This is a genomic window from Celeribacter baekdonensis B30 (assembly GCF_000299875.1).
GTDB lineage: Bacteria > Pseudomonadota > Alphaproteobacteria > Rhodobacterales > Rhodobacteraceae > Celeribacter > Celeribacter baekdonensis_A.
In genome coordinates, this window is record NZ_AMRK01000004.1 from 151910 (window position 1) to 165344 (window position 13435).

A 13435-nucleotide genomic window follows, 5' to 3' on the forward strand; every position below is an offset into this window, starting at 1 on the left:
GTCTTTTTTGGTGTCGGCTGGTTGGTCGGACTCTTAGGGCCCAAAACCCCTGCCTCAAAGGAGAGGCTCATGCCGATATCGCGCAGTAATACGCGTCAAAACCACCTCAAGCTGGCCCGCCAGATCATCGAGTTCATTCTGGAGCACGATTTGAGCAAGGGTGATCACCTCCCGGAATCGGTCTTGTCCGAGGCTTGCGGCGTGTCTCGGACGCCCATTCGATCTGCTCTTAAATTGCTGGAACAAAAGGAAATTGTTCAAAAACGAGAGGAGGGTGGGTTTTTCCTTAATCTCCCGCCGGATGCGCTGTCGGCGGACATCTCCTCTGATCTTGACGATATGGAGGGGTCTTTGGCGGCGCGTATTCTTTCGGATCGGGCTGAGCGCCGCCTTTCGGATGTTCAGTCGGTCAGCGCGCTTGTTCGGCGCTATGGCGCGCCAAGATCGTCTGTACTAAATTCTCTAAAAATACTGTCCTCAGATGGAATCGTCGTTCAACTGCCGGGCCGCGCCTGGGCGTTTCAGCCGATGTTGGACACGCCAAACGCAATTGAGGAAAGTCTCGCATTTCGATTGACGCTTGAACCACAGGCCATTTTGACGCCGGGTTTTCAGGTCGACAGCCAAAAGATCGGTCTGATGCGGCAACAGATGGAAGAGTTTCTCCAACGCCCTGATGGCAAGCTCAGTTCCTCGGCCTTTCTACGCTTGGATTGTGCCTTTCACAGCTTCATTGCAGAAAGCTCCGGCAACCGTTTTGCTCGCGGCGTCTTGCTGGCCCACCAGCGCCTGCGCCTCTCGACGCAAAAGGATCACACCATCGCGGATTTTCGTCTGCGCCAATCGCTGAATGAACATTTGGGTATTCTCGACAGTCTGGAGCGGATGCAACTTCAGCTTGCCGCCGATCAAATGGTGCTGCATCTACGGCGCAGCCAGATCCGCAAACCGCAAACGGTCAATCGCGGCATTCTACCCCTCGCGCGCGGAGGCTCTTTATGACGAAGCCCATTATTGCCCTTTTCCCCGAAGCCAGTTTTGGCTCCGCTCTCAATTGCGTTGGCATTGCTCAGGAGTTGCAACGCCATGGTGCCGTCCCGGTGTTCCTGTGTCACCCCGGTTTCAACGGTGTTTTTGCCGAATACGGGTTTAAGGAATACCAACTTCCGGACACCGCGCCCTCGCAGCCGCAAACCGAGGATACATGGCAGAGCTTTGTCACCGCCCATGTCGCCCATTTCAACCAAGATCCCATGGCACAACTGCACAGCTATGTTGCGCCCACTTGGGACGCGATCGTGGACACGGCCATCCGGGCCGAGGATGGGCTTGAGACCCTGCTTAAACGGATCAAACCCGCAGGGATTGTGCTCGACAACGTCATCATGTTTCCGGCCATCGCCAATGCGGGCGTGCCGTGGGTGCGGGTGGTGTCCTGTACCGAAACCGAAATCCCTGATGCACATGTCCCGCCCTATCTCTCGGGCATGGCCGCACACGACCCTGCGCGTCCGGCCTTTGAGGCGCGCTATCTTGAGGTCACGGCCCCGGCGCATCTCAGATATAATACGTTCCGAGGTCAGCGCGGCCTGCCGCCTTTGGCTGCGGGGTTGTTTTTGGAACCTTCGCCCTATTTGAACCTATTGTTGGCCCCCACGGCGATCCGCCATGACCGTCTGGTGCCGCTGGACGAGCGTCTTTTCGTGTTTCTCGAAGGCTGCGTGCGCGAAGAGGCGCAATTCGACCCGCCGCCTTTGCCCATCAACGAGGGGCCGATTGTTTATATGAGCTTTGGGAGCCTTGGCGCCATCGACACCGATCTGTTTGCGCGGATGATCGCGGTGTTTGCCACGATTCCCGCCCGGTTCTTTGTCAATGTCGGTGGCTTTTTGGAAAGCTATAGCCAAGTGCCGGACAATGTGTATCTGGGCAGTTGGTTCCCGCAGCCCTCGATCGTGTCGCAAGCGGATTTGTTCATCCATCATGGCGGCAACAACAGCTATTGTGAGGCAATGTATTTTGGTGTGCCGTCTCTGGTGATGCCCTATTGTTGGGATGGCCATGACAACGGGCTGCGCGCACAACAGACTGGCACTGGTGCGTTTTTGCAGCGCAACGACTGGACGCCCGAACAATTGCGTGAGGTGATCACCGCGCTTTTGGGTGACACGGCGATGTTGGCCCATCTCAAGACCATCTCTGAGCAGATGAAAGCAACCCCCGGCACGCACATCGCGGCGCAGTCGATTTTGACAGTGATTTCTTAGCCGTAAGCCAGTTTTAATCCGCAGCCGCTCTTCAGGGTAGAACCGCGCCATATCAGAGGCCCCCTTGAGGCGGCGTGCGGCATTGGGTAGGGCGCGCGTGCCGATCCAGTCGATGGTCAACCCCTCGCGCAGACAGGTCAGCACATCCGCGAGCCTGCGCCGACGCCCGTGATGCATGAGTACCTCGCCGACCGCCACCATCGGCGTCGAACAGCGGAGCGCCAGCGTGGCACAGGTGTCGAATCATCCCTGATCGGACCCGTCATAGCGCGGCGCGGCGCCGAGAAAGACATGACCGGAGTTCCGAAATCCTGCATCTCTTGGCGACGCGGAAGGTGCCATGCGTGGGGTTGCTTCGTGGCAAGACAGGATTGGCAGGGGCGATTGTTCACCTCGACGCACTTAAAAATGCGATGCAGGCGATCTCATTCTCCGGGCTGACCTACCGGGAGATGTCTCGAAAATTGCGGGTCTCAAGTCCGACGCTGCGCTATCTGCTCGATCAAGGTTTTCTGACAACCTACAAAGGCCAAAACCCGGCGACACTCAATGAGACCGAGATCATCCCTCAGGTTTCGATAGATGCGTTTTTGCAGCAATACGTGACCCCCGGCCGCCGGGCAGAAGCCGCGGGACCGAGTCACTTTCGGTCAGCGTCGAAATTTCTTCGGTCGAGCATCAAAAGCAACAAGTAGCCAGAATGAGCAAGGTCCGTTTTGTCCGGCGTAGCCGTCATCCATCCTTGCAGCCCTTAATGCCAGCTTTTTTCTCCGTAGGACTTTGCTTTAATCGCTGCGTCGGGCCACCAACATAGGTCTGACCGCTAAAAAGAGCGCTCACTCTGTCCTCACCCCATCGCCCACAAATTCCCCCATCCAGCCCCCTTATGTGACAAACTCACCGACAGCTGCGTTTGCGCTCGCATAGACTGAGCGCAGACAAGCGGGAAACCCGCGTAGGAGGACATGCACAGATGACATATTGGGCTGAGACCAAAGCCCCTCTTTCGGGAGGGCAGACAGGATGATTACGGAGTTTTCGCCAACCGAGTTTACGCCATGGGCTTCGCTCATCGGTGGGCTTTTGATTGGCGCTGCCGCCGTGTTGTTGATGGCGCTACAGGGCCGGATTTTTGGCGCGACCGGGATTTTGGCTGGGTTTTTGACCCCGACGAACTCGTCGGATTGGGCGTGGCGGGCGATTTTGCTGGCGGGGATGGCTTCGGGGCCTTTGGCCTTTGCGGCGTTGACCGGGCATATGCCGGTGGTTGAGGTGCCGGTGTCAAAAACGGCGCTGATCATCGGCGGGTTTATCGTTGGCATCGGCGTGAGTTACGGGTCGGGTTGCACCTCGGGCCATGGCGTGTGCGGCATGTCGCGGCTCAGCCCGCGCTCGATTGTGGCCACGCTGAGCTTTATGTTTGCCACGGCGGTGACGGTCTATTTGATCCGCCATGTGTTCGGCCAAGTTGTGGGAGGGGCGTGATGAAACATTTTCTGACCTATCTCACCGGGCTGATCTTTGGCCTTGGGATTTCCATGTCCGGCATGGCCAACCCGGCAAAAGTGTTGAACTTTTTTGACTTTGCCGGAACCTGGGACCCCTCGCTGGTGTTTGTGATGGGCGGGGCGGTGACGGTGAGTTTCTTTGGCTACCGCGCCCTGTTCAAACGCTATGAGACCCCGGCCTTTGAGCCGCGCTTTATCGTGCCGACGAGCCGGGTGATTGACGCCAAACTGGTGGGCGGCTCCCTGGTTTTTGGCGTCGGTTGGGGCATCGCGGGGTTTTGTCCGGGCGGCGCGCTTCCGGCGCTTGGTGCACTGGATGCCAATGTCTGGGTGTTTTTTGTCGCACTTGTGGCGGGGATTTTTGCCGCCAAGTTTATGATGAAGTTAACGGCGGCCAAAGCCGCGCGCCGGGCCGCATGAGGCCTTTGGTGCAGATCGAAGAGAAAAAGGAGAGAGAAATGGCATCGAATTATCCCGTCGATATGTCGGTCAATCCCGAGGTGAAAGCCTTTTTTGACCCTGAAACATGGACGATTTCCTATGTCGTCAAGGACCCGGCCTCCAACGCCTGTGCGGTGGTCGACAGTGTCATGGACATCGACTACGCCGCCGGCCGCATTTCCTACAAAAGTGCGGATGAGATCATCGCCTATATCGAGGAGCAGGGCCTGAAACTCGAATGGTTGATCGAGACCCATGTTCACGCCGATCACCTCTCGGCCGCGCCCTATATTCAGGACAAGCTTGGCGGCAAGATCGGCATTGGCGAAAACATCACCGTGGTCCAGGACGTGTTTGGCAAAGTGTTCAACGAGGGCACAGAATTCCAACGCGATGGCTCGCAGTTTGATCGCCTGTTCAAGGACGGCGACACCTATCAGGTGGGCGAGATGACCTGTTTCGCCATGCACACGCCGGGCCACACCCCGGCCTGTATGACCCACACCATGGGCAATGCGACCTTTACTGGCGACACGTTGTTCATGCCCGATGGCGGCTCGGCGCGCGCCGATTTTCCGGGCGGCGATGCGGGCATCTTGTTTGACAGCATCCAAAAACTTCTGGCCCTGCCGGACGACATGCGCCTGTTCATGTGCCACGATTACGGCCCGAATGGCCGCGACATTGCGTGGGAAACCACGGTGGGTGACGAAAAGGCCCATAACATTCACGTTGGCGGCGGCAAAACCAAGGCCGATTTCGTTAAATTCCGTGAGGAACGCGATGCACAATTGGCGATGCCACGGCTGATTATTCCGTCTTTGCAGGTCAACATGCGCGCGGGTGAGTTGCCCCCGGCGGATAAGGATGGCAAGACATTCCTGAAGGTTCCGGTGAACGGGCTCTAAGACCTCTTTTGATGTCGTGGGGCGCGTTGCCGCTTTGTCGCTTTCAGGCCCGTGGAACGGGCAGGGCGGCCCCACGCACATCAGGAGATCAGACATGGATTTCAACAAGATCAACGACACACTGACGGTCAGCAGCCAAATCACCCCCGACGAGGTCACACGGTTGGCCGAGAAAGGTTATAAAACGCTGATCAACAATCGCCCGGATATGGAAGTTGAGCCGGGCTTGTCGTCGGATGTGATGGAAGAGGCGGCAAAGGCGGCTGGGCTGAGCTACCTCTATTTGCCGGTCATGCCGGGGCAATTCACCCCCGATCTGATCGCGGATATGGCACAGGCCCTGGCCGATCTGGACGGTCCTGTCTATGCCTATTGCCGCTCTGGCACGCGCTCTTGCACCACGTGGGCGCTGGCACAAATCGGCATCTTGTCCGCCGATGAGATTGTCGAACAGGCCGCGGGCGCAGGCTATGACCTGAGCGCGATGGTTGATTTTCTAAGGGGCTAAGACGCGCCCATACGCGTCTCTGTCCCGGCTTCCACGACCCCGAACGGGGTATGTACGGTTTTGGGACAGGTCCGGGCGGGAGCCGGATCCGTCTTGCTTTGCGAGGAGACGCAGGATGGACATTAAAAAAATCACGGACGGATTGTCCGTGTCGGGACAGATTCAGATCGACGACATGGTCAAACTGGCCCGCCGTGGCTTTCGGGCGGTGGTGTGCAACCGCCCGGATGGCGAGGCCGCCGATCAGCCGACCCATGAGGAAATGCAGCGCGCGGCCGAGGCCGCAGGATTGGCATTTCTTTATTTGCCGGTTACGCCGGGCATCGTTTCCGAAGAGACGGCGGAGGCGTTTCGCACCGCATTGACCGAATTGCCCGGTCCGGTGTTTGGCTATTGCCGCACGGGTACGCGCACCACGACGCTGTGGTCTTTGGCGATGGCGAAAGAGAAATCCGTGGTCGATATTTTGGCCGCAACCAAAGCCGCAGGCTACGACATGTCGGGCGTGGCACGGCGCATCGCCAATGGCGGTGTGACACCGACGGACAGTGTCGAAGATGCCAAATTCGATGTGGTTGTCGTCGGCGGCGGGGCTGCGGGTGTGGCGATGGCGGCGTCGCTGAAAGCGCGCAAACCTGATCTTGAGATCGCCATCATTGATCCGGCGGGCACGCATTATTACCAACCGGGATGGACCATGGTGGGCGCGGGCGTGTTTGACGCGCAGACCACTGCCAAAACCATGGGCAGCCTGATCCCGCGCGGGGTACATTGGCTCAAATCCGCTGTGGCGGCGTTTGAACCGAAAAACAACGCGGTGATTTTGGATGGCTGCCGGGTGGTGAAATATGATCGCCTTGTGGTCTGTCCGGGGCTGAAACTCGATTGGGCACGGATTGAGGGCCTGACCGAGACCTTGGGCAAAAACGGTGTGACCTCGAATTATCGTTATGATTTGGCGCCTTATACCTGGAAATTGGTGCAGGGCTTGAAGGGGGGGAAGGCGATTTTTACCCAACCGCCGATGCCGATCAAATGCGCCGGAGCACCGCAAAAGGCGCTGTACCTCTCGGCGCATGAGTGGGAAACGCGCGGTGTTTTGCCCAATATCGAGATTGATTTCATGAACGCGGGCGGCGTGTTGTTTGGCGTCAAAGATTATGTGCCCGCACTTGAGGGCTACATCGCACGCTATGGCGCCAATGTGAATTTCTTCCACAATCTGGTGGCCATCGACGGGCCGGGCAAAAAAGCCACCTTTGAGGTCGCCAAACCCGACGCGGCAAAGGAGACGATCACCGTCGATTTCGACATGATCCATGTGGTGCCGCCACAGGTCGCGCCCGATTTCATCCGCGTCTCGCCGCTGGCCGATGCGGCCGGATGGGTCGATGTGGATCAGGTCACGCTGCGCCACAAGGAGTATGACAACATCTGGTCCTTGGGCGATGTGATGAACGCGCCCAACGCCAAAACCGCCGCCGCAGCCCGGATGCAGGCCCCCGTGGTGGCCGACAATATCGCCGCCGACATCGACGGGAAATCGCCGCAATCGGCCTATAATGGCTACGGCTCCTGTCCGCTCACGGTCGAGAAGGGCAAGATCGTTTTGGCCGAATTCGGTTATGGTGGGGTGTTGTTGCCATCTTTCCCGAAATGGCTTTTGGATGGCACGAAGCCGACGCGTAAGGCTTGGATTTTGAAAGAACAAATCCTACCGCCAGTCTATTGGAAAGCCATGTTGCGCGGTAAGGAATGGTTGATCAAACCCGAAAAAGTTCACGCGAAATAAACACGCATCCGGGCAGAATACATCTTCTGCCCGGATGTCCTCCCCGATCCTGTGTCCAAGCGAAAGGACAGTCCCTTGTCTGTGACCCGGTCATTTGACCCGCGCAAACTGCGCCGTTACCTCCCCATCCTTGAGTGGGGTTCGAAATACACGCCCTCGACCTTCGCCAATGACGGCATCGCGGCGATCATCGTGACGATCATGTTGATCCCGCAATCTCTGGCCTATGCCTTGCTTGCGGGGCTGCCGGCGCAGATGGGGCTTTACGCCTCGATCCTGCCGCTCGTCGCCTATGCCATCTTCGGCACCTCGCGCGCCCTGGCCGTGGGGCCGGTCGCGGTTGTCTCGTTGATGACCGCCGCGGCAGTTGGCAACATGGCATTGCAAGGCACGGCCGAATATGCCGCCGCCGCGATCACATTGGCGTTTATTTCCGGTGTGATCCTGTTGGTGATGGGTTTTTTCCGACTTGGGTTCTTTGCCAATTTCCTGTCGCATCCGGTGATTGCCGGGTTTATCACCGCCTCGGGCATCCTGATCGCGGCGTCGCAGATCAAACATATCTTTGGCGTTTCCGCATCGGGCGAGACCTTGCCGGAGCGGCTGATCTCGCTCGCTCAACACCTCGGTCAGACCAATTTCATCACGCTGATCATCGGCGTGGCGGCAACGGCGTTTTTGTTTTGGGTGCGCAAAGGTTTGAAACCCTTGTTGATCTCCAAAGGCGTGGGCCCGCGCATGGCGGATATTGCGACCAAGGCCGGCCCTGTCGCCGCCGTTGTGGTCACCACGCTGATTTCATTCGCATTTTCGCTCAACGATCACGGCGTGAAAATCGTCGGTGAGGTGCCGCGTGGCTTGCCACCTTTGACCTTGCCGCATTTCTCGCCGGAAATTTGGAGCCAACTGTTTGGCTCTGCCATTCTGATTTCGATCATCGGCTTTGTGGAATCCGTCTCCGTGGCGCAAACTCTGGCCGCCAAAAAACGCCAACGCATCGTCCCGGACCAAGAGCTCATCGGCCTTGGGGCCTCCAACATCGCCGCGGCGATTTCGGGCGGCTATCCGGTGACGGGGGGCTTCGCGCGCTCTGTCGTCAACTTTGACGCGGGCGCGGAAACCCCCGCAGCGGGGGCGTTTACCGCCGTGGGCATCGCGCTTGCAGCCTTGTTCCTCACGCCTTTGCTCTATTTCTTGCCCATCGCCACGCTGGCCGCGACCATCATCGTCGCCGTGCTGTCCTTGGTGGATTTCAAAATCCTCAAAACCACCTGGGGCTATAGCAAGGCCGATTTCGCCGCCGTTCTGGCCACCATCCTGTTGACGCTTTGGTTTGGGGTGGAAACAGGTGTGTCGTCGGGCGTGATCCTGTCCATCGCGCTGCACCTCTATAAAACCTCGCGTCCGCATGTGGCCGAGGTTGGTCTGGTGCCGGGGTCCGAGCATTTTCGCAACATCAACCGTCATGACGTGTTGACGGTGCCGGAGATGGTGACGATCCGGGTGGATGAGAGCCTGTATTTCGCCAATGCGCGGTTCTTGGAGGATTATATTTTGGACCGGATTGCCGACAACCCGGTGATCAAACATGTGGTTCTGATGTGTCCGGCGGTGAATGATGTCGACTCTTCGGCGCTTGAAACGCTCGAAGAGTTGAATCGACGTTTGAATGATGCCGGGATCAAGTTGCACCTCTCCGAGGTCAAAGGCCCGGTGATGGATCGGCTGCAAAAATCGCATTTGTTGCAGGATTTGAGCGGGCAGGTGTTCTTGTCGCAATTCGCGGCGATGAAGGCTTTGGGGGATGTGACAAAGCCTGTACCGCCCGAGACCCAGTCCGACACAGCCGCCTAAAAAACGCCCGCCACATCCGGCGGGCGTTTTCTTTGGAGAGGGTTCAGGCCGGGTTCATGCGGCGGGGGGCCTGCGCATATTGGCCCAGATAGACCGAGGCCAAAACCACAACCATGCCAAGGGATTGCAACGCGGACAGGTTTTCGCGGGCAATCACCACGCCCAAGATCACGGCGGTGAACGGGCTTAACAGGCCCAAGGGCGCAACGGTTTGCGGATCCAGCCGGGCAATGCCGCGAAACCACAGGAAATAGGTCACAGCCCCGCCGATCAGCCCGAGATAGACAAAGCCGATGATGTTGGTGGCGTTCACCTGTGGCATCGGCGGATCAAGGATCAGCGCGATGGGCAAAAGCAACAGCCCCCCGGCGACCAATTGCCAGGCCGTGACGGTGAGCGGCGTGGCGGGCAGGGCCCATGTGCGGGTCAAAACCGTGCCGATGGCCATGGACAAAGCGCCGATCAGGGCTGCGATGAGGCCGAGCGGATCCAATGTGGCGGCGGGGGTGAGCACCAAAAGCGCCACACCGATGACGCCCGCAACCCCGGCAAATACCGCCAAGGGGCGTAGCGCCGCGCCCATCCAAACTCGCATCAAGATCAACACAATCAACGGCTGCATCGCGCCTAATGTGGCCGCCACACCGCCCGGCAGACGATAGGCGGCGATGAACAGGCAGCTCCAGAATAGGGTGAAATTCAGCGCCCCCAAGACAAAGATTTTGCACCAAAGTGCCAGCGGCGGCAGGCGGCGCAGGATCACCAGAAGCAAAAGCCCCGCAGGCAAGGCGCGCAAAAGCGCGACGCTGAAAGGGATGCCCTCGGGCAAAAATCGGGTGGTGACAAGGTAGGTCGAGCCCCAGATGGCGGGGGCAAGGGCGGTGAGCAGAATGTCGGAGCTGCGAGAGGAGGGATGTGGCATTGTGCGGCCTTTGGAGGAAACTGAATTTATCTTGATGTTAAGATAATGCGATAAATCTTGACGTCAAGATTATTTTCTGCAAAGCCTTTTGCATGAGCGATGACAGCATTCAGATTGACCACATCCGGGCGCAATGGGCGAAAGCCCGGCCCGATCTTGACACGGCACCGATGGGGCTGATTGGCCGATTGGGGCGGATCACCCGCGTGTTGTCGCGTGAAATGGAGGCGACTTTCGCCCGCCATGGTCTCAACCAAGCCAGTTTCGATTTGCTCGCCACGTTGCGCCGTGCTGAACCGCCGCATGCGCTCACCGCCGGGCAATTGATGGACAATATGATGATCACCTCGGGCACAGTGACCAATCGGATCAATCGGTTAGAGGTCAAAGGTCTGGTGGAGCGCCGCGCGGACAAAGAGGACGCGCGCCGGGCGATTGTCGGCCTGACAGAGGCGGGATTTGCCCTGATTGATCGGGTGATCGAGGATCATGTCGCCACCCAACATCGCCTGACCGCGTTGCTCACGGACACGGAATTTGCCACGCTGGATGCGGGGCTGGCGGGCTATCTGGCCAAGCTTGACGGTCGCAAGGCCGGTTAAATCCGGCGTTGCAAAACCTGCGCGCAAATCCGGGCGTGATCCGGTTCGATCCCCCAACTGCATGCCACTTCCCAAGCCAGCGCTGCGGTTTTTTCCGCCGCTGTCGCGTGTTCGGGATCAGTGCGGATCAGGTCATAGGCGCGCAAATCCACCCGCGCCTCGTCCCAATCTATCAGCGCCGGACCGTGCTCGGTGTCGATCAGATTGCCCGCGCTCAGATCGCCATGGATCACGCCGACCTTGCCCTGCATCGGCTGCCACGCCCGGCGGCACAGCGCGACGATCTCGGCGGGCATGGCCATCAGATCGACATCGCCACCGGTGGTGGCCTCAATCAGGTCGAGACTGCTCAAAAACCCCGGACGCTGCGGCAGGGCGCGGGTGTTGCAGTGAAAGTGCTCGATCTGAGCCGCCACTTTGGGAATGTCTTCGGGGGCAAAGGGACGCCCCTCCAGATAGGGTTCGCAGGTCCATCCAGCCGCCGATAAAGCGCCGTCCAACGCCGGGATAAGCCGGGGGACGGTGAACCCTGCGGCCTCGGCGGCGTCCATGACGGGCGTGAGCCAGAATAGCGCCGCCTCCGTGCGCCGGGTCGATTTGAACACCAAATCGCGTTTGAGGCCCGAGGTGCGAAACACCGCATTGCGATGACCGCCACCGATCGGCTCCAAGGCGGCTTGAACACCCCAAAGGGGACTGGGTGGCAGTGCAGGCATCAATACACCCACCGCACGAGGCCAAGGGTGAGTACCGGGAAGGCGATCAAAAGCCCGACGCGGATCAGGTCGGTGATGACGAAAGGCAGGGTGCCTTTGAAGGTCTCGGAAATTGGCGTTTCCCTGTCCAAAGCATTGATGATAAACAGGTTCATCCCCACGGGCGGGGTGATCAAACCAACTTCGACCACGATCAGGACGACGATGCCGAACCACAGGCCGAACTCGCCATGGGGCAAGCCAAAGTCCAAACCCTCCAAGATCGGGAACAGGATCGGGATGGTGAGAATGATCATCGACAGGCTGTCCATGACGCAACCAAAGGCGAGGTAAAGCAGCAGAACCGCCGCCAAAATCACCCAAGGGGTGAGGCCCAAAGCACCGACCCAGGCGGCGGCCTGCATCGGCACGCCGGACAGTGCCAAAAAGTTGTTGAACACTTTCGCCCCGATCAGGATCAGGAAAATCATGCCGGTCGAGGCGGCGGTTTCCAAAATCGCCTCGCCCGTGCCGCGCCATGTCAATCCGCCACCGGCCAGCGCCACGATTCCAGTGCCTGCCGCGCCCACGGCGGCGGCTTCGGTCGGGGTGAAAATGCCCAAATAGATACCGCCCACGACCGCGACAAAAATCGTCAAAACCGGCCAGACGGCCACAAGTGCGCTGAGGCGTTCGGTCATCGGTGCCTTGTCGCGTTGCCCGCAGGATTGTGGCCGGATACGCACGTAGATCGAGATGCAAATCATATAGCCAAGGGCGGCCAAAATCCCGGGAATAAAGGCGGCGACAAAGAGCTTGGCGATGTTTTGTTCTGCCAACATGGCGTAAACCACGAGGATCACCGAGGGCGGAATGAGAATACCCAATGTGCCGCCGGCGGCCAGCGCGCCCGTCGCCAAACGTCCCGTGTAGCCATATTTTTTCAACTCCGGCAGCGCAACTTTGCCCATGGTGGCGGCGGTGGCCAAGGACGACCCACAGATTGCACCAAAACCGGCACAGGCGCCAACCGCGGCCATGGCGACCCCGCCTTTGCGGTGGCCGAGCCATGTTTCCGCCGCCTTAAACAACCCCGCCGACATGCCGCCCATGGTTGCGAAATGGCCCATCAACAAAAACAGCGGGATGATGGAAAACGAATAGGACGAGAATTCGCCATAGATCAGGTGTTTGAATTGGCTCAACATCATCACGGAATTGCCGCTCAGGAGATAGGCTCCGCCAAAACCCACGGCAAACATCGCCACCCCGATGGGAATACGCAAAAAGATCAATGCCAAGAGGATGGGGAAAGACCAAAGGCCGATTTCAAAGCGGCTCATGTGTGGCCTCCGTTGGAGGGGGACAGCAGGGCGCGAGTTGAGCGCAGCACAGAGTAGAGCGCGACGATCACCGCCACTCCACAGGTGGTCATGGCGGCGCGATAGCCCCAGACCACCGGGATCTGCAGGATGAACGAGGTCTCGTTATAGGTCCCTTTGTCAATCATCCCGAGCCAAAGTCGCCACGCCACGAGGGCGGAAAAACCCAACAAAAACAGATCGCCGATCAAGTCCAACAGGCGATTGAGCCTATACCCCATCAGTGGTTTGAACAGATCGACCCGAGCATGGGCGCGGGCGAATTGGGCATAAGGCATGGCGGAAAACACGGCAAATCCGATGCCAAATTCAACCAGCTCAATATCGCCGGGGATCGGGCCAAAGCCGACGCCATCCAAAGCCCGGCCCAGAATGGACACGCAGGTCAATGCGATCACGGCCAAAAGGCTCAGCCCACCGGCATAGGCGGTCAGCCGCGCCAAACCAGCGACCCACTGGGGCAGGCTGTGGGTCAGGCTGCGGGACAGGCGGTGATGCATCTGGGGCCCCCTCAAGCTGTGGCTGGACTGCAGCAGGGGTTTAACGTGACACAGGG

At 58.9% G+C, this 13435-nt stretch carries 14 protein-coding genes and 1 pseudogene; 10 read left to right on the forward strand and 5 right to left on the reverse strand.

The features are described 5' to 3' along the window. The first annotated feature begins 69 nt into the window (after positions 1-69). Positions 70-1002: a GntR family transcriptional regulator gene (locus B30_RS08860; RefSeq protein WP_009571708.1), complete on the forward strand. Its 933-nt coding sequence runs from the start codon at positions 70-72 to the stop codon at positions 1000-1002. Further along, entirely contained in the window at positions 999-2267 is a 1269-nt protein-coding gene (locus B30_RS08865; protein WP_009571709.1) for a nucleotide disphospho-sugar-binding domain-containing protein, read from the forward strand. The genes B30_RS08860 and B30_RS08865 overlap by 4 nt, the downstream gene beginning before the upstream one ends. On the opposite strand, the pseudogene B30_RS22500 reads toward B30_RS08865, so the two are convergent. Then, a pseudogene (locus B30_RS22500) lies at positions 2253-2564 on the reverse strand (hypothetical protein); the annotation flags it as partial. The gene B30_RS08865 and the pseudogene B30_RS22500 sit on opposite strands and share 15 nt — an antisense overlap. 47 nt (positions 2565-2611) lie before the next feature. Here B30_RS22500 and B30_RS08870 point away from each other — a divergent pair. From B30_RS08870 to B30_RS08900, 7 genes are all read left to right on the forward strand, one after another. Beyond that, a complete protein-coding gene (locus B30_RS08870) occupies positions 2612-2962 on the forward strand; it encodes a DNA-binding protein (protein ID WP_009571710.1) in 351 nt (116 codons plus the stop codon). 328 nt (positions 2963-3290) lie between these two features. Then, positions 3291-3752: a YeeE/YedE family protein gene (locus tag B30_RS08875; RefSeq protein WP_009571711.1), complete on the forward strand. Its 462-nt coding sequence runs from the start codon at positions 3291-3293 to the stop codon at positions 3750-3752. Next, positions 3752-4195 (forward strand): DUF6691 family protein, encoded by a 444-nt coding sequence (locus B30_RS08880; protein ID WP_009571712.1) that lies wholly within the window; start codon positions 3752-3754, stop codon positions 4193-4195. The genes B30_RS08875 and B30_RS08880 overlap by 1 nt, the downstream gene beginning before the upstream one ends. Positions 4196-4233: 38 nt before the next feature. Next, complete coding sequence (locus tag B30_RS08885; RefSeq protein WP_009571713.1) at positions 4234-5124, forward strand: MBL fold metallo-hydrolase; 891 nt, start codon at positions 4234-4236, stop codon at positions 5122-5124. Positions 5125-5218: 94 nt separating this feature from the next. Further along, positions 5219-5632: a TIGR01244 family sulfur transferase gene (locus B30_RS08890; protein WP_009571714.1), complete on the forward strand. Its 414-nt coding sequence runs from the start codon at positions 5219-5221 to the stop codon at positions 5630-5632. Between the two features lie 115 nt (positions 5633-5747). After that, complete coding sequence (locus B30_RS08895; protein ID WP_009571715.1) at positions 5748-7424, forward strand: bifunctional protein tyrosine phosphatase family protein/NAD(P)/FAD-dependent oxidoreductase; 1677 nt, start codon at positions 5748-5750, stop codon at positions 7422-7424. Positions 7425-7499: 75 nt separating this feature from the next. Beyond that, positions 7500-9278 carry a SulP family inorganic anion transporter gene (locus tag B30_RS08900; RefSeq protein ID WP_009571716.1) on the forward strand — a complete coding sequence of 593 codons (1779 nt, stop codon included), beginning with the start codon at positions 7500-7502 and terminating at the stop codon, positions 9276-9278. A gap of 43 nt (positions 9279-9321) precedes the next feature. On the opposite strand, the gene B30_RS08905 is transcribed toward B30_RS08900, so the two are convergent. Beyond that, a complete protein-coding gene (locus B30_RS08905) occupies positions 9322-10200 on the reverse strand; it encodes an EamA family transporter (protein WP_009571717.1) in 879 nt (292 codons plus the stop codon). Positions 10201-10292: 92 nt separating this feature from the next. Here B30_RS08905 and B30_RS08910 point away from each other — a divergent pair, with 92 nt between their 5' ends. After that, positions 10293-10802 (forward strand): MarR family winged helix-turn-helix transcriptional regulator, encoded by a 510-nt coding sequence (locus B30_RS08910; RefSeq protein ID WP_009571718.1) that lies wholly within the window; start codon positions 10293-10295, stop codon positions 10800-10802. On the opposite strand, the gene B30_RS08915 is transcribed toward B30_RS08910, so the two are convergent. The 3 genes from B30_RS08915 to B30_RS08925 are packed head-to-tail and all read right to left on the reverse strand — an operon-like array spanning position 10799 to position 13379. Further along, complete coding sequence (locus B30_RS08915; protein WP_009571719.1) at positions 10799-11518, reverse strand: phosphotransferase enzyme family protein; 720 nt, start codon at positions 11516-11518, stop codon at positions 10799-10801. The genes B30_RS08910 and B30_RS08915 overlap by 4 nt on opposite strands. Beyond that, complete coding sequence (locus B30_RS08920) at positions 11518-12840, reverse strand: TRAP transporter large permease (RefSeq protein WP_009571720.1); 1323 nt, start codon at positions 12838-12840, stop codon at positions 11518-11520. Before B30_RS08920 ends, B30_RS08915 begins: the two co-directional genes overlap by 1 nt. Continuing rightward, a complete protein-coding gene (locus B30_RS08925) occupies positions 12837-13379 on the reverse strand; it encodes a TRAP transporter small permease (protein WP_009571721.1) in 543 nt (180 codons plus the stop codon). Before B30_RS08925 ends, B30_RS08920 begins: the two co-directional genes overlap by 4 nt. Positions 13380-13435: the final 56 nt, after the last annotated feature.

What these genes read in the sequence shown, in the direction of transcription:
- B30_RS08880 (WP_009571712.1), top strand. Translation starts at nt 3,752, where the DNA reads ATGAAACATTTTCTGACCTATCTCACCGGGCTGATCTTTGGCCTTGGG.
- B30_RS08875 (WP_009571711.1), top strand. Translation starts at nt 3,291, where the DNA reads ATGATTACGGAGTTTTCGCCAACCGAGTTTACGCCATGGGCTTCGCTC.
- B30_RS08920 (WP_009571720.1), bottom strand. Translation starts at nt 12,840, where the DNA reads ATGAGCCGCTTTGAAATCGGCCTTTGGTCTTTCCCCATCCTCTTGGCA.
- B30_RS08910 (WP_009571718.1), top strand. Translation starts at nt 10,293, where the DNA reads ATGAGCGATGACAGCATTCAGATTGACCACATCCGGGCGCAATGGGCG.
- B30_RS08895 (WP_009571715.1), top strand. Translation starts at nt 5,748, where the DNA reads ATGGACATTAAAAAAATCACGGACGGATTGTCCGTGTCGGGACAGATT.
- B30_RS08865 (WP_009571709.1), top strand. Translation starts at nt 999, where the DNA reads ATGACGAAGCCCATTATTGCCCTTTTCCCCGAAGCCAGTTTTGGCTCC.
- B30_RS08860 (WP_009571708.1), top strand. Translation starts at nt 70, where the DNA reads ATGCCGATATCGCGCAGTAATACGCGTCAAAACCACCTCAAGCTGGCC.
- B30_RS08915 (WP_009571719.1), bottom strand. Translation starts at nt 11,518, where the DNA reads ATGCCTGCACTGCCACCCAGTCCCCTTTGGGGTGTTCAAGCCGCCTTG.
- B30_RS08885 (WP_009571713.1), top strand. Translation starts at nt 4,234, where the DNA reads ATGGCATCGAATTATCCCGTCGATATGTCGGTCAATCCCGAGGTGAAA.
- B30_RS08905 (WP_009571717.1), bottom strand. Translation starts at nt 10,200, where the DNA reads ATGCCACATCCCTCCTCTCGCAGCTCCGACATTCTGCTCACCGCCCTT.
- B30_RS08890 (WP_009571714.1), top strand. Translation starts at nt 5,219, where the DNA reads ATGGATTTCAACAAGATCAACGACACACTGACGGTCAGCAGCCAAATC.
- B30_RS08925 (WP_009571721.1), bottom strand. Translation starts at nt 13,379, where the DNA reads ATGCATCACCGCCTGTCCCGCAGCCTGACCCACAGCCTGCCCCAGTGG.